The sequence below is a fragment of the Aquincola agrisoli genome, from assembly GCF_036621135.1.
GTDB lineage: Bacteria > Pseudomonadota > Gammaproteobacteria > Burkholderiales > Burkholderiaceae_C > Aquincola > Aquincola agrisoli.
On the sequence record NZ_JAZIBG010000014.1, the window covers coordinates 1 to 21,957 of the forward strand.

Consider the following 21,957-nt stretch of genomic DNA (forward strand, 5'->3'; position numbering starts at 1 on the left):
GGCGCCGCGGCCCAGGCGGCCAGCCGGTCCGCGGCCTGGGCAGCCGACGCCGCCACCACGGCCAGCCGGTGCGGCAGCCGCGCGCGGCCGCGCCGGGCGCTGTCGCAATGCGCGCGCCAGGCGTTGCCCGCACGCAGCGCCTGCGCATGCCGCGCGGCCAAGGCACGCAGCGCGTCGCCGTCGCGGGCGGAGAGCATCAGCACGTCGGCGCCATCCGCGTCGCCAGGTTCGCCGGACGGCGCTGCGGCCACGGCCGGTGACGCCTCCAGCACCACGTGTGCGTTGGTGCCCGAGAAGCCGAACGAGCTGACGCCCGCGCGCCGCGGCGAGCCGTCGGCATGCGGCGCCCAGACCTGCCCCGCATGCGGCAGCGCCAGCGGCAGCGCCGCCCAATCGATGTGCGGGCTGGGCGGCTGCGCATGCAGTTGCGCTGGCAACCGGCCGTGCTGCAGCGCCAGCACCACCTTGATGAAGCCGCACAGCCCCGCGGCCGCCTCGAGGTGGCCGACGTTGGCCTTGACCGATCCGATCGCCAGCGGCCGGTCGGCGGCGCGGCCCTCGGCGAACACGGCACCCAGCGCGCCGGCCTCGATGGGGTCGCCCAGCGCGGTGCCGGTGCCGTGCGCCTCCACGTAGTCGACCTGTGCCGCCGCCACGCCCGCGGCCTTCAGCGCCTGGCGGATCACGGCTTGCTGTGCAGGCCCGTTGGGCGCGGTCAGGCCGCTGCTGCGGCCGTCCTGGTTGACGGCCGAGCCGCGCACCACGGCCAGCACGGTGTCGCCGTCGCGCTGCGCGTCCGACAGGCGCTTGAGCACGACCACGCCGCAGCCTTCGCCGCGGCCGAAGCCGTCGGCCATCGCCGAGAAGGCCTTGCAGCGGCCGTCGGGCGCCAACATCCGCGCGCGCGAGAAGTTGATGCCGAAGGCCGGCGACAGGATGCGGTTGACGCCGCCCACCAGCGCCACGCTGCATTCGCCCGCGCGCAGGCTCTGGCAGGCCAGGTGCACCGCCACCAGCGACGAGGAGCAGGCCGTGTCGACCGCGAGGCTCGGGCCGGTGAAGCCGAAGGTGTACGACAGCCGCCCGGCCGCCACGCTGTGTGCGTTGCCGGTGGCGAGGTAGGCGTCGATGGCCTCGGATGGCTGCTGCAGCAGGTGGTGCGAATGGTCCTGGCTGCTGATGCCGACGAAGACGCCGACGGGTTGTCCAGACAACTGGGTCGGCGGCAGACCGGCGTCTTCCATCGCTTCCCACGCCACTTCCAGCAGCAGCCGTTGCTGCGGATCGAGGCTGGCCGCCTCGCGCGGGGCGATGCCGAAGAACGCCGCATCGAACAGCTGCGGGTCGGGCACGAAGCCGCCTTCGCGCGTGACGATGCGCCCCGGCGCGGCCGGGTCGGGGTCGTGCAGCGCGTCGGCGTCCCAGCGGTCGGCGGGCACGGGGCCGATGGCGTCGCGGCCTTCGGCCAGCAATTGCCAGAAGGCCTCGGGCGTGTCGGCGCCGCCGGGGTAGCGGCAGCCCAGGCCGACCACGGCGATGGGCTCGCGCGCGGCGCCTTCGGCGACGGCCAGGCGCGCCTGCAGGCGCTCGATGGTGTGCAGCGCGCGGGCGATGCGCGCGTCGTGGGGGTCGGACATCGGCTTATCCAAGCGGGGCCTCGTCGAGCAGGCGGTCGAGGGCGTCGAGGCGGGCGTCGAGCTGGTCGGCGAGCGCGGTAGCAGGTTGATCGGGCGCTGCAGGCCCGCTCTCGCCCGTCGCCGCGGCCGGCTTCGGTGCGGCGGCGGCCGACGCCGGGCCGGCCTCCTCGGCCTGCGCCTGCAGGCGCGACGCCAGATGCGCCACCAGCGCGGCGGGCGTGGGATGGTCGAAAGCGAGCGTGCTGGGCAACGCCAGGCCCAGCTCGTGCTGCAGCCGGTTCTTCAGCTCCAGTGCCGACAGCGAATCGAGGCCGAGGTCGAAGAAGCCGGCCTGCCGGTCGAGTTCGGCGACGCCGAAGCCCAGCGTCTGGGCGATCAGCGTGCACAGCGCGTCGTCGAGCGCGGCGGCGCGTTCGGAAGCGGGCAATGCCAGCACGCGACCGCGCAGCGCGCCGGCCGGTGTAGCGGCGGCTTGCGCGGCGACCGCATCGGCAGGCGCGCCCGCGGCATCGCCGGCCGATGAACCCGCGACCAGCGGCGACCACATCGGCGCACCGCGCAGCGCCGGGTGCGCCGACAGCTGACGCCAGTCGATCGGCAGCACGCCCAGCACCGGCTGCGGCGCATGCCACAGCCGGCCGAGCCACTGCAGGCCTTCGCCGGGATCGATCCAGCCGACGCCCGGCAGGCCGCTCACCTGGCCGGCCCGGCCGGCGGTATCGGCCACGGATCCGTCGCGCCGATAGCGGAGCGCCGAGCCCACCTGCGACCACGCGCCCCACGCCAGGCTCAGCGCCGGCAGGCCCTGCGCGCGGCGCCAGCGCGCCAGGCCGTCGAGGAAGGCATTGGCCGCGGCGTGGTTGGCCTGGCCGGGCGCACCCAGCAGCCCGGCCGCGGAGCCGAAGAGCACGAAGAAGTCGAGCGGCAACGCGGCCGTGAGGCTGTGCAGGTGCCAGCCGCCCGCGAGCTTGGGCGCGAGCACACGCGCCAGCCGCTCGGGGTGCTGCTGCTCGATCGGTGCGTCGTCGAGCACGCCGGCGGCATGCACCACGCCGCGCAGCGGGCCGGTGATGGGTCCGCCGCCGCCGATGCCAGCCAGCAGCGCGGCGAGCCCGGCCCGGTCGCTCACGTCGACCGCACGCAGGTGCACCCGTGCACCCTGTGCGCGCAGGGCATCGAGCTGCGCCGCCGTGGCTTCGTCGGGTTCGGCATGGCGGCCTGCCAGCACCAGCTCGCGCGCGCCCTGCGCCACCAGCCATTGCGCCACCTGCAGGCCGAGCCCGCCCAGGCCGCCGGTGATGAGCGTGCAGCCGTCGGCACGCACGGTGACGCGCGACGGCGCCTCAGCGTCGCCGGGCGGCTGCAGCACCAGCTTGCCGAGGTGGCGTGCCTGCTGCAGCGTGCGCAGCGCGGCCGCTGCATCGGCGGGCGCGAACACCTGCACCGGCAATGGGCGCCAGCGGCCGGCCCGCACCTCCGCGGCCAGCGTGGTGAGCAGCGACTGCACATGCGCCGGCGCGCTGCGGCTCAGGGCCGCCAGGTCGACGCGGTGCAGCCGCACGCCCGGCGCCACGGCGGCGAAGCCGGCGTCGTCCAGGCCCCCGCCCTTGCCGATCTCGACGAAGCGGCCGTCGGCCGCCAGCGCGGCGAGGCTTTCGCGCTGCATCGCGCCGGGCAGCGGGTTGAGCACCACGTGCACGCCCGCGCCGCCGGTACACGCGGCGATCTCGGCCGCGAAGCCCGTGCTGCGCGAGTCCATCACATGCTGCACGCCCAGCGCCTGCAGCGCCGGCCACTTGGCCCGGCTGGCGGTGGCGAACACCTCGGCGCCCAGCGACTGCGCGATCTGGATCGCCGCCTGGCCGACGCCGCCGGTGCCGGCGTGGATGAGCACGCGCTCGCCGCGCCGCAGGCCGGCGCAGTGCACGAGGCCGTGGTATGCGGTGGCGAAGGCCACCGGCAGCGTGGCAGCGGCGGCATCGTCGGCCAGGGCCGCGGCGTCGGGCACGGGCACGACGAGTGCACGCGGCAGCACGGCCTCGGTCGCGAAGCCGTCGGCCGCCAGCGCCATCACCCGAGTGCCAACCGGCAGGTCGTGCACGTCGGTGCCGCAGGCGATCACCTCGCCGACACACTCGGCGCCGAGGCGGTCGGGCTGCGCCGGGTCGGCATGCGGGTACTGGCCGATCGCGATCAGCACGTCGCGGAAGTTGAGGCCCGCGGCACAAATGCGCACGCGCACGTCACCCGCGCCCAGGGCACGGGGCGTGAACGGCCGCCAGGAGAGCGAAGCGATCGAGACGCCGTCGCCTTCCAGCCGCTGAGGCGTGCTGCCCTCGTTGGCCTGCGTGATCGCGACGTCGACCGGCCGCAGCCGCGCCACCTGGCGCTGGCCGTTCAGCATCCGCACGTGGCGGTCGGCCGTGGCGTACAGCAGCGCGCTGGCCGCATCGGCGGGCGTGGCGACCTGCAGCAGCGTGCATTGCAGCTCGGGGTGCTCGAACTGCAGCGTCTGCACCAGGCCCCACAGCGCCGCGCTGCGCAGGGCGCCCGCGGCCGTGGGCTCGCTTGCATGGACAGGTTGGTCGGCCGCACCCTCGAGCAGCACCAGCCGCGGCGCGCGGGGCCACTGCGGCAGCTGCGCCAGCAGCGCCCGCACCTGGCCTGCGACGGCGTCGACGGCGGCGGTGCATTGCGCCGGCAACGCGTCGGCCTGCGTCTCAACGAGCGCGGGCAACAGCAGCGCCACGGTATCCACGGGCTGCACAGGCGGCGCGAACGCCGCTTCGCCAACGACGACGTGCGAAGCGATGCCCTGCACTGCCAGCGCGGTCTGCAGCGCCGCGGCGCCGGCCGTGCTGCCAGCCTCCACGATGCGGCACGCCTGCGCCGCGGCGCGCTGCGCCAGCAGCACCGTCTGCGGCAGCGCGCGTGCCCCCGCCACCGGCACCGCGGCGGCGAAGCCGGCCGACTGCAGCGCGCGGCACCAGGCCTCGGCCGGCAGCAGCGGATGGTCCGCGCGCAGCGCACGGTCGGTGAAGCGCCACCAACCGGGCAGGGTGCCGAACACCAGGTCGAGCCACTGCAGCGGCGTGGTCGCTTCCAGCAGCAGCAGCAGGCCGTGGGGCGCCAATCGATCGGCCACGTGCCGCAGCGTGCGGCCCAGGTCTTCGGTGGCGTGCAGGACGTTGGCGGCGACGACGAGGTCGAACCCCGTCTCGGCGCCGGCTGCGGCCTGGGCCGACTCGATGTCGAGCAGCCCGAAGCGCAGGAAGCCGTGCGCCGCGAAGCGCTCGCGTGCCTGCTGCAGGAAGTGCGGCGACACGTCGGTGAAGAGGTAGTCCACCGGCCGGCCGGCCCGCGCCAGCCCGGCCAGCACCGGCAGCAGGTGCGCGGTGCTGCCGCCGGTGCCGGCGCCGATCTCCAGCACCCGCAAGGGCGCGTCCGGCGCTGCCGCCGGCGGCAGCGCGGCCACGGCCGCCTGCAGCGACGCACGCAGCAGGCCGTTCATCACCTGCGCACCGGGCGAGCGCTCGTACAGCGCGGTGAGCAGCGACAGGTCGCCGCCCGGGAACAGCACGGCCAACGCATCGGCGCGGCCGGTGAGGATGTCGGCCAGCGCGGCGCCGCAGCGGCCGACCAGTGCCAGCTCGGGCCGGCCGGGGTGAAGGGCTTCGAGTTCGGCCTGCAGTGCGGGGGCATCCAGGCCTTCGGGCGTGCCCGCGGCAAGCGAGCCGGCGAGCGCCACGTCGCCGCCCGCGGCCGCCGGGCCGCGCTGCCGCGCCGCCGCCAGCGATCGCAGCAGTGCCGCGAGCAGCGCCTGGCGCTCGGGCGCCGAGACACCGCGCTGCGCCGCACGCTCGGGCGTCGCCAAAGCATCCGGCCCCCCGAGTTGGTCGATGGCCCGTGCCGCCCAGGCCAGGCTGAGCGCTTCCAGGCCGGGCTGCAGCGCTTCGTAGGCCGCGCAGTCGGCCGACTGCAGCGCGGCCTCGAAGGCCGGGCGCAAGCGCGTGGCCAGCACCGCGGGCGCCGGCCAGCGCGCGGCGGCGGGCAGCGGCTCGGCCTGCCAGGTGGGCTCGACGATGCGGATCGGCACCGAGGCGGTGGCAGCCGGCGAGGGCGCTTCGGCCTGCGCGGCCGGGAGCGACAGCGCCGCCAGCCGCAGGCCGTGCAGGCGCGCGACGCAGCGGCCGTCGGCCGCATGCCAGCGCAGGTCGATACGCGGCGACGCATCACCGGCCGGCGTGAGGCGCTGCGCGACGACCCAGGCCGGTGTGCCGCGCCGGGCTTCGAAGGCGGCGATGGCGGCAGGCAGCCACAGCCGGGCCGCGGCGCCGGTTTGGGCTTCAGCGCCCTGCTCGCCCGCCACCGCCGCGCCGGCGAGTTGCAGGCCGGCGTCGATCCACGCGGCGGCGACCGAGGCGTCGTCCCACGCGGCCTCGTCGCTTGCCGGGTCGGCAGGCGCATCGTCGTGCCGCACGCGGCCGATCGCCACGGCATCCCCCCAGGCCACTTCAGCGAGCGCCTGGAAACGCGGGCCGTAGACCAGGCCGTGGTCAGCCAAACGCCGATAGAGACCGTCGGACGACAAGCGCCGCGGCAGGCCCGCCCACTGCGCGCCCACGTCGCCGGCCGGCCAGGCCGCGCCAGTGTCGGCCGGCTTCAACCGGGCTTGCACGTGGCGCTGCCAGCCCGCCAACGATCCGGCGCCGCCGCGGCTGTGCAGCGACCAGCGCACGCCGGCCTCGCCGTCGGGCTGCCAATGGACCTGCACCGGCACGGCGCCTTCTTCGGGCAGCCACAGGCCCTGCTCCAGGCTCAGGGCTTCGATGCGCCACGCACCCGTGGCGGTGCGCGCCGCGGTGGCGAGCACGGCACACACGCTGGCCGCGGCCGGCAGCAGCGTGCGGCCGGCCACGCGGTGGTGGTGCCACGGCAGCTCGGCGTCGGCGGCCAGGTCGCGTTCGAAGACCTTCAGTGCATCGCCGGCCAGCGGCACTTCGCGGCCAGGCCAGCGACTGGCCGAGGGGGCCAGCGCGGATGCGGACAGCCGGCCTTCGGCCGGCCGAGCCGGCGCCGGCGGTGCATCCACCCAGCAAGGCCGGCGCACGAACACGCTCTTGGGCAGCGACGCGGGTGGGGTGCCCAGGGGCCGTGGCGACAGGGCGGACCAGTCGAGCGCGGCACCGGCTTCATAGAGCTGGGCGACGCTGCCGAGCAGCACCGTCGTCTCATCGCCCATCGGCGTGCCGCGCAGGCTGGGCAGCATCAGCGGGGCCGCAGCCGCTGCACCGGCCGCACCGGCCGATGCCGCCAGCAAGCCCAGCAGCACCGGCCGCGGGCCGATCTCGATGGCGACCTCGCAGCCCTGCTCGGCCAGCGTGGCCAGCGCGGCGTCGAAGGCCACCGGCTCGCGCACCTGGGCGACCCAGTAGCCGGGCTGCGCGATGTCGGCACCGGCCAGGCGGCCGCTACGGCTGGAGACCATCGCGATGCGCGGCGCGGCCATCGGCACCGCCGCCACATCGCCGGCGAAACCGTCGAGCATCGGCGCCATCAGCGCCGAATGGAAGGCGTGCGACACCTTCAGCCGCTGCGCACCGATGCCCTGCGCCGAGGCCACGGCCACGGCCTGCGCGACCGCGGCCTGCGTGCCAGCGACGACGGTGTGGGCGGGTCCGTTGCGCGCCGCGATCTCGGCGCCGGCCGGCAGCAGCGCGGCCACCACGGACGGTGCCGCCTGCAAGGCCGCCATCGCGCCGCCGGCCGGTAGCGCCTGCATGCGCGACGCACGCGACAGCAGCAGGTTCATTGCATCGGGCATCGCCATGACGCCGGCGGCGACGGCCGCGGCGTATTCGCCCACGCTGTGGCCCAGCACGCAGTGCGGCACCACGCCCCACGAGCGCCACAGCGCGGCCAGCGCGACCTGCAGCGCGAAGAGCGCGGGCTGCGCATAGCCGGTGCGGTCGAGGTCGGCGTCGCCAGCTTCTTCGTCCGGCCACATCACCTCGGCCAGCGGGCGCGGCAGGCGGGCATCGGCCAGTGCCGCGCAGCGGTCGAACGCCGCGCGGAAGACCGGCCAGTCGCGGTACAGCGTGCGGCCCATCTGGCGCTGCTGCGCGCCCTGGCCGGTGAAGAGGAAGGCCACGCGCGGCGCGGCGCGGCGTTCGGCCGGTGCGGTGGCGGCAGCGGCCAGCGATGCACGCAGCGTGTCGACGCTGCCCGCCACGAACGCGCGGCGGAACGGGCCGTGGCTGCGTGTCTGGCCCAGCGCATGGGCCAGCGCATCGGGCGACAAACCCGGCTTCGGCGCTTCGAGCCAGCGTGCCAGCGAAGCGGCCTGCGCCTGCAGCGCCGCGGCATGGCGGGCGGCGATGGGGAAGAGCTGCACGCGGGATGCGGGCGCGTCGCCAGCGGCAGGCGCCGCGGCGGGCGGCGCGGCCTCCACCACCACGTGCACGTTCGTGCCGCTCATGCCGAAGCTGCTGACGCCGGCGCGCCGCGGACCTTCGGTATCGGGCCAGGCGGTCGATGCGCGCGGCACGCGCAGCGCGAGCCGCTCCCAGGGCACGCGCGGGCTGGGGGTGCGCAGGTGCAGGTGTGCGGGCAGGCGGCCGTGGTGCAGCGACAGCACCGCCTTGATGAGCCCGGCCACGCCGGCCGCGGCTTCCAGGTGGCCGATGTTGGTCTTGACCGAACCCACCCACAGCGGCGCGGCGCGCTCGGTGCCGGCATAGGCCTCCTGCAGCGCGAGCAGCTCGATCGGGTCGCCCAGCGGCGTGGCGGTGCCGTGCGCTTCGACGTATTGCACATCGCTGGGCGTCAGCCCCGCACGGGCCAGCGCGGCGCGAATCACCGCCACCTGCGCGGGGCCGCTGGGGGCGGTGAGGCCGTTGCTGGCGCCGTCGTGGTTGACGGCCGAGCCGCGCAGCACGGCCAGCACGGGCCGGCCGGCGGCCTGCGCATCGGCCAGGCGTTCGAGCACCACCAGGCCGCAACCTTCGCCGCGGGCGTAGCCGCCGGCGTCGGCGTCGAAGGTTCGGCAGCGGCCGTCGGCCGACAGCGCGCCCAGGCGCGAGAAGCCGACGCTCGGCTCGGGCGCGAGCATCAGGTTGACGCCGCCGGCGATCATGCGTTCGGCCTCGCGCGAGCGCAGCGCCTGGCAGGCCAGGTGCACCGCCAGCAGCGACGAGGAGCAGGTGGTGTCGAGCTGCAGCGTGGGGCCCTGCAGGCCGAACACGTAGGCCACGCGGCCCGCGGCGATGGCGCGGTGCGTGCCCAGCGCGCCGGCCGCGTCGATGCGCGTCGGGTCGCCCGAAGCCACATGGCGGCGCGCATAGTCGTCGAAGCCGGTGCCGACGATCACGCCGGTGGCGTGGCCCCCTTGCGTGCCCTTCTGCGCGAACGGCGCGAGGCCGGCGTTCTCCATCGCCTCGTGCGCCACCTCCAGCAGCAGGCGCTGCTGCGGGTCCATGCGCTCGGCGTCGCGCGGGGTGATGCCGAAGCACTGCGGGTCGAAGCCCTGCACCTCGTCGTCGGACAGGAAGGCGCCGTGGCGCGTCACCATGCCCGCGTGGTCGCCGGAGGGGTCGTGCCAGCGCGCGGCGTCCCAGGCTCGGGGCGGCACTTCGCTGACGGCGTCGATGCCGCCGTCGAGCAGGCGCCAGAACGCTTCGGGCGTGTCGGCGCCGCCGGGAAATCGGCAGGCCATGCCGACGATGGCGATGGGCTCGTCGACGCCCTGCTGCGCTGCGGCGGCCTTGGCCTGCGACTCCAGCGTCTGCACACGCGCGCGCAGCCGGCGGATCTGCAGCGTGGCGTCCTGCAGCAGGGTGCGCATCGAAGGCGCGCCGGCGGCAGCGGTGGGGTCGTGCGGTACGTCGGCCATCGGGTCGGGGTCAGTTCAGGGCCGGATCGGCGGCCAGTTCGGCGGCCAGCGCGCGGGCGAGTTCGTCGTCGGTGAGCGTGTCGAGCGCGGCGGACCCGGCGGTGTCGCCGACGTCGGCACGGGCCGGGGGCGTGGCGTTCGGTGCCGCGGCGCCGGCAGGCGCAGACAGCGCGGCGACGTGCGCAGCCAGGGCCTGCAGCGTGGGGTGGCTCCAGGCCAGCGTCGCGTCGAGCGGCTCGCGCACCGCGAAGGCCTGCTCCAGCGCCTGCACCAGCTCGACGGCCAGCACCGAATCGACGCCGAGGTCGGCCATCGGCGCTGCGCTGTCGATGGCGCCGGCGCGCACGCCGAGGCGGACAGACAGCCAGTCGACCAGCCAGCGTTCGATGCCGAAGGCGGTGCCCGGGGGCGGCGCGGCCGGATGGGCGGCAGCGGGGGTCGCCCGGGCGCTGCCGGCGGCAGCCCCACCGGCCGCGCCGTCCCTGCGCAACAAGGCATCGGGCGCGTGGTCTTCGCCGATGCCGTGCACGTCCACGTCGCCGATGGCGTCGGCATAGGCGGCGACGCGCTCGGCGAACATGGCGGCATCGGCACGCCAGGGCTCCTGCGCCGGGTCACGCAAGGCGCGGGCGCGGGCAGCGTCGAAACGCGCCCGCGTCCAGGCCAACGCGGCAGCCTTGGAAGTCGCGGCGTCGGTCGCGTCGTGCAACGCAGACCAGGCCATCGCCCAGGCCGCCGCCTCGCCCAGCTCCACCTGCCGGCCGGCAGTGGCGGCACCGGCGTGCGCCAGCGACCGCAGCGCATCGCCCGCCTCGCCCTCGCCCGCGAACTGCAGCAGCGGCCGCGGCTGCCGCAGCAGGCAGGCGCCCAGGTGCGCCGCCAATGCCTCGGTCGGCCCTTCGAAGATGCGCAGCACGCGGGCATCGCGCAGCATCTGCGGCACGCCGTTCGATTCGATGTAGCCGCGGCCGCCGAGCATCTGCATCAGGCCGTCGACCGCTTGCCAATACAACTCGGGCGCCAGCACCTTGCAGGCGGCGTAGGCCTCTTCGGGCACGGGCCGTCCGGCGTCGAGCTGCGCGGCGAGGCGGTCGACCAGCGCCTGCAGCAGCGCGATGGCGGCGGTGAGTTCGCCCAGCCGGGCCAGCGTGGCGGGCTGGTCGAGCAGGCGGCCGCCGGCCACGTGGCGGCGGCCGGCATAACGCACGATGAGCTGCGCGCAGCGCTTCATGCCGCCCACGCAGGCGGCGGCGATGGTGAGGCGGCCGTAGCTCATCGCGTCCTGCGCGACGGCCATGCCCTCGCCGGCGCGGCCGAGCCGGTCGGCCTGCGTGACGGGCACGCCTTCGAGGTGCACGGCGTTCTGCACCATCGCGCGCATGCCCATCGTGAGCGCCTCGGCGCCCTGCCGCAGCCCGGGCCGCCCGCGCGGCAGCACGAAGGCGCTGATCCCGGCCGGCCGGCCTTCGGCGTCGTGCTCACGCACGAACACGTTGAGCAGGCCGGCCCATGCGGCCGCGCCGCTCCACAGCTTGTGGCCCTGCAGCCGCCAGCCATCGGCCGCCGGGTGCGCCGACGCACGCATCGCATGCGGATGCGAACCTGCGCCCGGCTCGGTGAGCGCGAACGCCGCCAGCACGCGCCCGCTGGCGAGCTGCGGCAGCCATTCGGCCTGCTGCGCGGGCGTGCCATGGCGCAGCAGCGGGCGCACGCCGAGCACGTTGTTGAGGCCGACGAAGAGGCCGAGCGTGGCGTCGATCGCGGCCAGTTGCTCGACCACGCGCAGGAAGCCGGCGTGCGACAGGCCCGGCCCGCCCCACTGCGCGGGCACCTGCAGGCCGAGCAGGCCGCGGTTGCCGAAGTCGAGCACGACCGCCGGGCTCAGGCTGCGGCGCTCGTCCATCAGGCGGGTGTCGAGGTGGTGCTCGGCGTAGTCGCGCAGCCAGGCGAGGTACGGTGCCGCGTCGTCGCCGGGACGGGTGCCGCTCCACCCGGGCAGGCACCAGCGCGCCACTTCGGCGAGCGTGCCCTCGCGCCAGCCTTGCGCGCAGCGATGGCGCTGCAGCTTGCCGCTGGGCGTGCGCGGCAGCGACTGCGGACGCACCAGCACGATGGCCGCGGCCTGGACGCCGTGCTCGCGCGACAGTGCGGCGCGGATGGCGGCGATGGCCGCCTCGGCATCGAGGCCATGGCGCGCGCTGCGGTCGACCTCGGCCACCAGCACAAGGCCGGGTTCGTCGGCCGTCTGTGCCGGCGGCGTGGCGGTTAACGCGGCAATGCCACCGACGGCCAGCGCCGAATGGCTGCGCTCGGCGCTGTCTTCCAGGTCCTGCGGCGCATGGTTGCGGCCGCGAACGATGACCAGGTCGCGCAGCCGGCCGGTGACGTAGAGCGCGCCGTCGTGCAGGAAGCCGAGGTCGCCGGTGCGCAGGTAGCGCGGGGGCTCGGTTGCGGCGCCGGGCAGGCGTGCGTCGAACAGCGCCTGGTCTTCCGGCGCGGCCTGCCAGTAGCCGCGCGCGACGCTGTCGCCGCGGAGCCAGAGTTCGCCGACCTGGCCGTCTGGCAGCGGTGTGCCGGTCTCAGCGTCGACCACCGCAAGCGTGGTGCCGATGGGGGCGCCGCAGCCGACAAGCATGGCTTGCCGGCCTGCGCCGCCGTCCGCAGCAGCCGTGGCCTGGAGGGGCACCACGCGGTGCTCGGCCAATGCATCCCGGTCGACCGTGAGCGTCCGCGGCCGGCCGGTGCCGCCGGCGACGAGCAGCGTCGATTCGGCGAGCCCGTAGCACGGCAGGAAGGCCTCGGGCCGGAAGCCGTGCGGGCCGAAGGTTTCTGCAAAACGGGCGAGCGTGGCGGCGCGCACCGGCTCGGCGCCGACGAAAGCGACCTGCCAGCTCGACAGGTCGAGCCCTTGCAGGTCGGCGCCCACGGCACGGCGCGCGGCATGGGCGTAGGCGAAGTCGGGGCCGCCGCTGGTGGTGGCGCGCACGTGGGACACCGCCTCCAGCCAGCGCAGCGGCCGCTGCAGGAAGGCCTGCGGCGACATCAGCGTGACCGGGAAGCCGCTGTACAGCGGCTGCAGGATGCCGCCGACGAGCCCCATGTCGTGGTACGGCGGCAGCCACACCAGGCCGCGGCTGCCGGGGCCGTGGCCGAACAGCGCCTCGATCTGCGCCAGGTTGTGCGCGAGGTTGCCGTGCGTGACGACCACGCCGCGCGGCCGGCGCGTGGAGCCGGAGGTGTATTGCAGCAGCGCGGGGTGGTGCGCGTGGGCGGCCAGGTCGCTGGGGGCGGCGGCTTCATCGGCCACGGCGGCATCGAGTGAATCGACGGCGATGACCTCAGGCCGCCGCGTGCCGGCGGGCGCGTGGGCCATCAATGCCTGCACCGCCGGTTCGAGTGCGCTGGTCGTGAGCACGGCCGCCGGTGCCGCGTCGGCCAGCACCTGCAGCCAGCGCGCGGGGTCGTCGCGGCGGTGCGGCGTGGGCATCGGCACCGCGATGGCGCCGGCCCGCAGGCAGCCGAACAGCGCGGCGACGAAGTCGAGGCCCGGCGAGAAGGCCAAGACGGCGCGCGGCGCGGCGTTGCCGTCGTCGGCTGCCCCGGCAGGCAGCCCGAAGGGCGCTGCCGGACGCAAGGCGTTGGCCACGGCCGCCGCGCGGCGCTGCAGGCCGGCGTAGGTCAGCGATGCCAGTGCGGCGTCGTTCAGCGGGCCGGTGCCGTCGGGCAGGAACTCGTAGGCCAGGCGGTCGGCCTGATGGCGCGCACGCCACGCGAGCAGCGCGGCCAGGCCCGCGCGCAGCGGCGCGCCGGCCGGCTGCATGCGCTGCGCCGAGCCTTCATGACGCTCATCGCCCCGGCGTTGATCGCCCAGGCTGTTGCCGCCGACTGCCACGTATCCGCCCTCTTGTTGCTGTTCGATTGCCATGATCTTAACGCGAACCATTCTCACTTACACTATCATTTGTGAACTGCATCACGTCCGGCAACCTGCCCCCATGACGGCCACGACAGCCCCCATCGCACACGACAAGTCCCTGCAACGTCCGGCCGCCGAATGGGTGGCCACGCTGGCGCAACAGGGCGTGCGGCTGTGGGCCGACGGCGAACGGCTGCGCTGCGCCGGGCCCGATGCGCTGCTGACCGACGCCCTCTTCGCCGAGCTGCGGGGCCGCCGCGACGAGCTGCTGTCGCTGCTGCGGCAGCCCGTGTCGCCTGCCCCTGGCGCAACGGCCGATGCCCCCGCACCGCTGCCGCGCGACGGCGCGCTCCCCCTGTCGTTCGCTCAGCAGCGGCTGTGGTTTCTGGAACAGATGCCGCAGGAAGCGGGCGTCTACAACGTGCCGCTGGCCGTGCGCATCACGGGCTGGCTCGACGTGCGCGTGCTCCAGGCCACGCTCGACGCCGTCGTGCGCCGCCACGAAGTGCTGCGCACCCGCTACGCAGCCGACGCGCTGGGCCAGTCGCGCCTGCAGATCGACCCGCCCGCCGCGGTGCCGCTGCGGCAGCTCGACCTGCGCGGCGACGCCGATGCGCGTGCCCGGCTGCAGCAGTACCTGGCCGACGATGCCGTCGCGCCCTTCGACCTGGCGCAGCACTGGCCCTTGCGCGCCACGCTGTTGCGCCTGGCCGACGACGAGCACGTGCTGGCGCTGACGCTGCACCACATCGCCTGCGACGCCTGGTCGCTCGACCTGCTGGTGGCCGAGATCGGCCGCCAATGGCGCGCCGCATTGATCGGCACGCCGTCCGAGCCCGAAGGCGCGCAACGTCTGCAATACGCCGACTTCGCCGCCTGGCAGCAGCAGCGCCTGCAAGCCGGCACGCTCGAAAGCCAGCGCATCTACTGGCGCGACCGCCTGCAGGGCGCGCCCACCGTGCTGCCGCTGGCCACCGACCATCCGCGCCCGCGCCTGCAGACGCACCACGGCGCGGTCCATCAGTTTTCCCTGCCCGCGCCGCTGGTCGATGCCCTGCGCACGCTGGGCCAGGCCCGGTCGGCCAGCCTCTTCATGACGCTGCTGGCCGGCTGGCAGCTGCTGCTGTCACGCGTGACCGGCCAGCGCGACCTGCTCGTCGGCGTGCCGGTGGCCAACCGCCAGCAGCAGGCGCTCGAAGGGCTGATCGGCCTCTTCGTCAACACGCTGGTGCTGCGCGCGCAGGTGCAGCCGGCAGAGGGCTTCGGCACGCTGCTGGCGCGGGTGCGACAGACAACGCTGCAGGCGTTGTCGAACCAGGACCTGCCCTTCGAGCAGTTGATCGAGCTGCTGCAACCCGAGCGCGACCTGAGCCGCCACCCGCTGTTCCAGGCCAAGTTCCGCCTCGAAAACGCCGCCCCCGCCCGCACTGAGCTGCCCGGCCTGGTGCTCGAACGCCTGCCGCAGGCCGCCATCCGCGCCAAGCTCGACCTGAGCATGGACCTGTACGAAACGCCTGGCGGCATCGTCGGCGGCATCGAATACAACGCCGATCTCTTCGAGCCCGCCACCATCCAGCGGCTGGCCGAGGGCTACCACGCGCTGCTGCAGGCCGCGGCCGCCGACCCGCAGCGCGCCGTCGCCACGCTGCCGCTGCTGGGCACCGAACAGCGCCGGCGGCAGCTGGCCGACTGGAACACGACGCGCCGGCCCTACCGCAGCGACACCTGCTTCCACCACCTGGTCGAAGCCATCGCGGCCGAGCGGCCCGACGATGTCGCGCTGGTGTTCGACGGCGCGCCGGTCCAGCAGCTCAGCTACGCGCAGATGAACACGCGGGCCAACCAGCTCGCGCATTGGCTGCGCGCGGCCGGCGTGGGGCCGGAGGTGGTGGTCGGCATCGCGCTGCCGCGGTCGCTGGACATGATCGTCGCGATGCTCGCGGTGCTCAAGGCCGGCGGCGCCTACCTGCCGCTGGATGCCGACTACCCGCCCGAGCGCCTGGCCTTCATGCTGTCGGATGCGCAGGTGCCCGTGCTGCTGAGCCACCAGGGCGTGGCGCTGCCGGCGCTGCAGGGCGGCGTGCGGCGGCTCGACCTCGACGCCGCCTGGCCCGAGCTGCAGGCACGCCAGCCCGCGCACGACCCGGCACCGCTGGCCGGCCCGCAGCACCTGGCGTACCTCATCTACACCTCGGGCTCCACAGGCCGCCCCAAGGGCGTGATGATCGAGCACGGCGGGCTCGTCAACCTCACCGAAGACAAGATCCGCACCTGCGACGTGCGGGCCGGCGACTGCGTGCTGAACTTCTTCTCGTTCAGCTTCGACGCGTCGATTCCCGAGATCGTGATGGCGCTGGCCACCGGCGCGCGGCTGCTGCTGGCGCCGCCCGAGACGCTGCTGCCCGGCCCCGCGCTGGCCTCGCTGATCCGCCGCCACGGCGTGACGCACGTGACGATGACGCCGTCGGCGCTGGTCGCGCTCCCGCCGGAAGATTTCAGCGCACTGCGCATGGTGCTGGTCGGCGGCGAAGCGCCTTCGGCCGAGCTGATGCAGCGCTGGAGCACCCAAGGCCGGCGCTTCATCAACGCCTACGGCCCGACGGAGACCACCGTCAACGCCAGCATGGTGAGTTGCGGCAACGGCGCGCCGCTCGAAGCGACGCTGGCCCCCGCGGCCAACAAGCAGATGGTCGTGCTCGACGAAGCGCTGGAGCTGCTGCCGCCCGGTGCGCCTGGCGAGCTGTGCCTGGCCGGCGTGGGCCTGGCGCGCGGCTACCTGCGCCGCCCGGGCCTGACGGCGCGCCAGTTCGTGCCCAACCCGTTCCGCGCCGCAGGCGATGCCGATGCCTCGCCCTGCCTCTACCGCACCGGCGACCTGGCGGTGCAAGGCGCTGACGGGCGCATCCGCATCCTCGGCCGCATCGACCAGCAAGTGAAGATCCGCGGCTTCCGCGTGGAGCTGGGCGACATCGAGCAGGCCCTGGCCGAGCACCCGGCCGTGCAGGCCGCGGTGGTGGCGGCGCTCGATGCCACGCCGGTCTCAGGTGCCAAGGATGCCGATGCCGGCGTCGTGCCCGACAAACGCCTGGCGGCCTGGGCCGTGCCGCGCGACGCGGCCACCGCGCCATCGCCTGCCGAGCTGCGCGAGCACCTGGCCCAGCGCCTGCCGCGCTACATGGTGCCGGCGGCCGTGCAGTGGATCGCGCGCATTCCGCTCAACGCCAACGGCAAGCTCGACCTGAAGGCGCTCGCCACGCTGGGTGCGCTGGGAGAGGCGCCGGAGCGCGCCGCCGCGATCCCGCCGCGCAACGACACCGAAGCCGCCGTCGCCGCCGTATTCGCCCGCGTGCTGGGCCTGCCGGCCGTGGGCATCGGCGACGACTTCTTCGCACTCGGCGGCCATTCGCTGCTGGCGACGCGGCTGGTGTCGCAACTGCTCGATCGGCTGTCGGTGGAGGTGACCGTCATCGACCTGTTCGAGGCACCCACGGTGATGGGGCTGGCGCAGCGGATCGAACACAAGCTGAAGTTGAAGGGGTTGAGTGCGGGGGTGTCGGCTGAGGGTGAGGCGGGGCGGGAGGAGTTCGAGCTGTGAGTGTTGGTGTTGGGTGGGCTTTGGAGTTGCGCTTGCTGCGCCGGGGGCGGGCGGCTGCGCTCGCGCTGCTGCGGCGGTCGGCCCAGAGGGCCGACTGCCCTGCGCTGCTCGGTCGGCCGGCCCGAGCAGCGCAGGGCAGTCGGCGCACCGCGCCGACCGCGGAAGTCGCACGCCCAGCCGCCTGCCCCCGCGACCTTGCAAGCGCATCAACACCACAACAAGAACAACAACGACCATGACCACCGCCCACCCACCTCAATACCTCCGGCACAACGTCATCGCCGAACCCCTCGTCAACCAGTGGTACGCCTGGAGCTACCTGCTCCCGCCCGCCACCGCCGCGCGCTACCTCACCGAATCGCAGCTCCCGGTGATGGCCTCGTTCGTCGAAGCACCCGAGGTCCATATCGCCGCGCTGCGCGACCCGGCCATGATGGGCGGCCCCTTCATCCAGTACGGCACCGACCGCGTACCCGAGATGCGGGCGCTGCTGGCGCGCACCCGCAGCGGCCAGCGCGAGCTGATCGCCCTCAGCGCCGCCATCGCCCAGCTCGAGCGCCTGCTCGCCGCGCACCCCGCCGGCGAATCGATGGACGGCCTGTACGCCCGCCTCCCCGAAGCGCTTCGCGGCTACGTCGAGCTGGTGACGGATGCCCGCAACCACCCGTCGGCCCGCTGGCATGAAGGCCTGCTCTACCGCAGCGGCTACTGGCGGCCCGACAACCAGAGCATCGCGCTGCGCCAGGTGCCCGACAGCGACCGCCGCGCCTTCGTGATGAGCACGCCGCGGCTCGACAGCGATGTCGACGTCGCGCTGCACCTGCCCTTCGCCGACCCCGCGCTCGACGTGCTCTTCGCCGCCCGCCACACCCCGGTGGACGTGCATGCCCTGGCCGACCGCCTCGGCCTGCACGACGGCGCCACACGCCGGCGCTTCGCCGCGCTCTTCACCACCGAGCCGCCGCGCACCGCCGACCCCTGGCGCGGGCCCGGCGTGCGCGTGCGCTACCTCGGCCACGCCTGCGTGCTGGTCGAGACGCCCACTACCACCGTGCTCGTCGATCCGCTCGTCAGCTACGAGCACCCCGAGGGCCTGCCGCGCTTCAGCCTGGCCGACCTGCCCACGCGCATCGACTACGCGCTGATCACCCACAACCACCAGGACCACGTGATGCTGGAGACGCTGCTGCAGCTGCGCCACCGCATCGGCCAGGTGGTGGTGCCCGCGGGGCACCGCGGCTCGCTGCTCGACCCCTCGCTGCGCCTGGCGCTCAAGCAGATCGGCTTCACCGACGTGCGCGAGATCGATCGCCTGGAAGACATCGCGTTCGACGGCGGCCGCATCCTCAGCCTGCCCGTGCTGGGCGAGCACGGCGACCTCGACATCGCGACCAAGACCGCGTGGTGGATCGAGGCCGAGGGCCGCAGCGTGCTGTGCGCGGCCGATTCGAACAACCTCGACAGCGCGCTGTACGACCACGTCGCGCAACTGTGCGGCCCGCTCGACCTGCTGTTCATCGGCATGGAATGCGAAGGCGCGCCCTTCACCTGGGCCTACGGGCCGCTGCTGCCGGTGAGCGTGCCGCACGCGCAGGCGCAGGCCCGGCGCCTCAACGGCTCCAACGCCGACCGCGGCATGGGCCTGATCGAGCGGCTGCAACCCGCCGAGGTCTGCGTGTACGCGATGGGCATGGAGCCCTGGCTGAACTACATCACCTCGATCCACTACGACGACACCTCGATGGCGATCGTGGAAAGCGGCAAGCTGGTGGAACGCTGCCGCGCACGCGGCCTGCCGGCGCAGCGGCTGCTGGGCTGCGCGGAGTTCCACTTCGCGCCCACGGCCCGATCCCACACCGCGGCCGCGCCGCTGCCCGCCAGCACGACGATCGATGCCGAAGCCGCCAGCGCCGCCGCACCCGCCATCGCGATGGCCCCGCGGGTGACCGCGCCGGCCGCGCCCACCCCACCGGCCGACGACCCCCTGGGCCGCCTGCTCGACACGCTGCAGCAGCAGCAGATCCGCCTGCACGTGCAGGACGGCAAGCTGCGCGTCAACGCACCACAGGGCGCGCTGACCGACGCGCTGAAGGCAGAGCTGCAGCAGCGCAAGCCGGCGCTGATGGCGCTGCTGGGTGCGCGCGCACCGGGCGGCGCACCTGCCACCGGCGCCGGGGCGCCCTCCCTCGCCGAACTGCCGCCGGACGCGCACCTGCCGCCCGACCTGACGCCGCTGCCCTGGCCCGGCACGCAAGGCCCCGGTCAGCCGCCGCGCGACGTGCTGCTCACCGGCGCCACCGGCTTCATCGGCAGCTACCTGCTGCACGAGCTGCTGCTGCAGACCGACGCCCGCATCCACTGCCTGCTGCGCCTGCCTGAAGGCATGCAGCCTGCCGACGCCGCCGCGCGCCTGCGCACCGCGCTCGAAGCCATCGGCCGCTGGGAGCCGGCGCATGCGAAGCGGCTCGCGGTCATCGCCGGCGACCTGTCGCAGCCCCGCCTGGGCCTGGGCGAGACGGAATGGCAGGCGCTGGCCCAGCGCATCGACACGATCTGGCACAACGGCGCGCATGTGCACCACCTGATGCCCTACGAACAGCTGCGCGCCGCCAACATCGGCGGCACGCTGGCACTGATGCAGCTGGCAAGCATCGGCCGACCCAAGCGGCTGCACCATGTGTCGAGCCTCAGCGTGCTGCCCCCCCTCGCGCAGGCCGGCGGCCGCCGCTTCCTCGAGACCGATGCGCTGCCTGCGCAGCCCGTGCCGGCCGGCGGCTACAACCGCAGCAAGTGGGTGGCCGAGCAACTCGTGCGGCAGGCCATGGCACGCGGACTGGCCGCGACGATCTACCGCCCCGGCCCCATCTCGGGCGACAGCGCCACCGGCGCCTTCAACCGCAACGATTTCCTGATCCGCCTGATGCAGGGCTACCTGCGCTCGGGCATCGCGCCGCAGGGCGAGCTGCCGCTCGACCTGCTGCCGGTCGACTGGCTCGCGCGGGCCATGGTGCATGCCGGCGCGCAGCCCGCGGCGCGCGGCGCCACGCTGCACCTGCTGCACCCGCAGCCGGTGTCGTCGCAGGTGCTGTTCGATGCCTGCGCCGCCGCCGGCCACGCGGTGCGCCGCGTGCCGTATGCCGACTGGTACCGCGAGCTGCAGCGCGTGGCGCGCGAGGCGCCGGAGCACCCGCTGTACCCGCTGGTCGCGCTGTTCGGCGGGCGGGCCGAGGGCGGCGATGCCGGGGCGCCGACGGCCCCCACGGCGGCGGCGCCCCACGCCACGCCCTACGACAGCAGCGTGATGCGCGCGCTGCTGCAGGGCACCCCCTTCACCCTGCCCGCGCTGGACCAGCCGCTCTTCGCGACCTACCTGCGCGCGATGGACCGCACCGGCCTGCTGCCTGACCGCACAGGCGCCAGCCTCCCCGTCGAGGCCAAGGCATGAGCGGCCAACTGCACCCGCCCGCCGATGCACAACTCGGCCCGGCGCCCGCGCCGCCGCCCGGCACGCCGCACCACGGCCATGCCGATGCCTACGACGACTGGGCCACGCTCTACGACGAGACGGTCGGCATCGACTACGTCGAGCCGCAGCGCAAGCTGCTGGAACGTGTGCTGCTGCCCGGCCTGCCGGCGGGTGCGCAACTGCTCGACCTGTGCTGCGGCAGCGGGCTGCTGATCCGCCCGCTGCTGCAGGCCGGCTACCGCGTCACCGGCCTCGACGGTTCGGCCGGCATGCTGGCATGCGCACGCCGCAACGCCCCCCAGGCCGCCTTCCTGCTCGACGATGCGCGGCACTTCGACCTGGCACCGCAGTTCGACGGCGCCTTCTCAACCAGCGCGTCGCTCAACCACATCGACACGCTCGAGGACCTGTGCCTGGTCTTCGAACGTGTGCATGCGGCCCTGAAGCCGGGCGCGGCCTTCGTGTTCGACCTCAACCACCCGGCACAGCTCGCGCGCTGGTGGCGCGGCGTGCCGTACGAAGGCGAGCTGCGCGCCGACGTGGGCTGGCTGATCACGCCGCGCTACGACGCCGCCACCCGGCGCGGCGCCTTCCGCGTCACCACCTTCCGCCCGCCGGCGGACGGCGCCGGCGGGCTGCTGCGGCCCTTGAAGCGGCTGCTCTACGGCGTGCTGTCGCGGCCGCGCTTCATCGGGCTGCGGTTGGCGCTGCTGCAGCGGCTGGGCCGCATCGAGCCGAGGTGGCGGCGGCAGGACGTGGACTACCCGATCACCGGCCATGACCTGGGTGAAGTGCGTGCGGCCTTGCTGGCGGCGGGGTTCGCGAGCGTTCGGCTCGAGACCATCGATGGGTCGACCGATGTGGACGATCGGCATGCGGCGCATTTCATTGCAGTCAAGGGGGGTGGGTGATGCGCGGCGGTGTTGTTGTGTGTGGGGTGGTTGGGGTTGAGGTTGTGCCGCTGCGCCGGGGGTGGGTATGGGCAGTCGCGCGACTGCGGCGGTCGGCCCGGAGGGCCGACTTCTCTGCGCTGCTCGGTCGGCCGGCCCTGCCGCAGAACTCACTTCGCTCACTGACGTTCGCTGCGTTCAAACAGGCTGCGGCAAGTCAGTTGTCGACGCGCGCTGCGCGCGCGGGCCAACCGCCCTGCGCTGCTCGACGCCGCACACGCGCGACTGCCCATACCCACCCCCGGCTTCGCCAACACCGCCGCGCGGTAGAGGTGGGGGTGAACCAAAACGCCCGACCCCTGGGGTCGGACGTTTTGGCTTTCCTTTCCACACCCACGGCGGTGACGGGCAAGGGCGCGGGGGCAGGCGGCTGGGTGTGCGTGTGGAGCGCCGAGAAGCGCAGGCCGGTTGGCGGCGCGCGCAGCGCGCTTCAACCACTGACTTGCCGCAGCCTGTTTGAACGCAGCGAACGCAGTGAGCGAAGTGAGTTCTGCGGCACGCC

At 74.6% G+C, this 21,957-nt stretch carries 6 protein-coding genes; 3 read left to right on the forward strand and 3 right to left on the reverse strand.

Annotated features, from left to right (window positions below; all coding sequences use genetic code 11):
• The 3 genes from V4F39_RS04325 to V4F39_RS04335 all read right to left on the reverse strand — a co-directional run.
• A partial coding sequence (locus tag V4F39_RS04325; protein WP_332288068.1) for a type I polyketide synthase occupies positions 1-1,637 on the reverse strand: 1,637 nt, incomplete at its 3' end.
• Between the two features lie 4 nt (positions 1,638-1,641).
• Positions 1,642-9,528, reverse strand: coding sequence for an SDR family NAD(P)-dependent oxidoreductase (locus V4F39_RS04330; protein ID WP_332288069.1), 7,887 nt, complete (start codon positions 9,526-9,528; stop codon positions 1,642-1,644).
• A gap of 10 nt (positions 9,529-9,538) precedes the next feature.
• Entirely contained in the window at positions 9,539-13,420 is a 3,882-nt protein-coding gene (locus tag V4F39_RS04335) for an AMP-binding protein (protein ID WP_332288070.1), read from the reverse strand.
• A 103-nt stretch (positions 13,421-13,523) separates the two neighbouring features.
• Between V4F39_RS04335 and V4F39_RS04340 the strand changes: the two genes are divergently transcribed.
• The 3 genes from V4F39_RS04340 to V4F39_RS04350 all read left to right on the forward strand — a co-directional run bounded on the left by V4F39_RS04340 (position 13,524) and on the right by V4F39_RS04350 (position 21,416).
• Positions 13,524-17,039, forward strand: coding sequence for an amino acid adenylation domain-containing protein (locus V4F39_RS04340; protein WP_332288072.1), 3,516 nt, complete (start codon positions 13,524-13,526; stop codon positions 17,037-17,039).
• Between the two features lie 235 nt (positions 17,040-17,274).
• Complete coding sequence (locus V4F39_RS04345; protein ID WP_332288074.1) at positions 17,275-20,484, forward strand: thioester reductase domain-containing protein; 3,210 nt, start codon at positions 17,275-17,277, stop codon at positions 20,482-20,484.
• Positions 20,481-21,416, forward strand: a complete 936-nt coding sequence (locus tag V4F39_RS04350) for a class I SAM-dependent DNA methyltransferase (protein ID WP_332288076.1) — start codon at positions 20,481-20,483, stop codon at positions 21,414-21,416. Before V4F39_RS04345 ends, V4F39_RS04350 begins: the two co-directional genes overlap by 4 nt.
• Positions 21,417-21,957 lie beyond the last annotated feature (541 nt).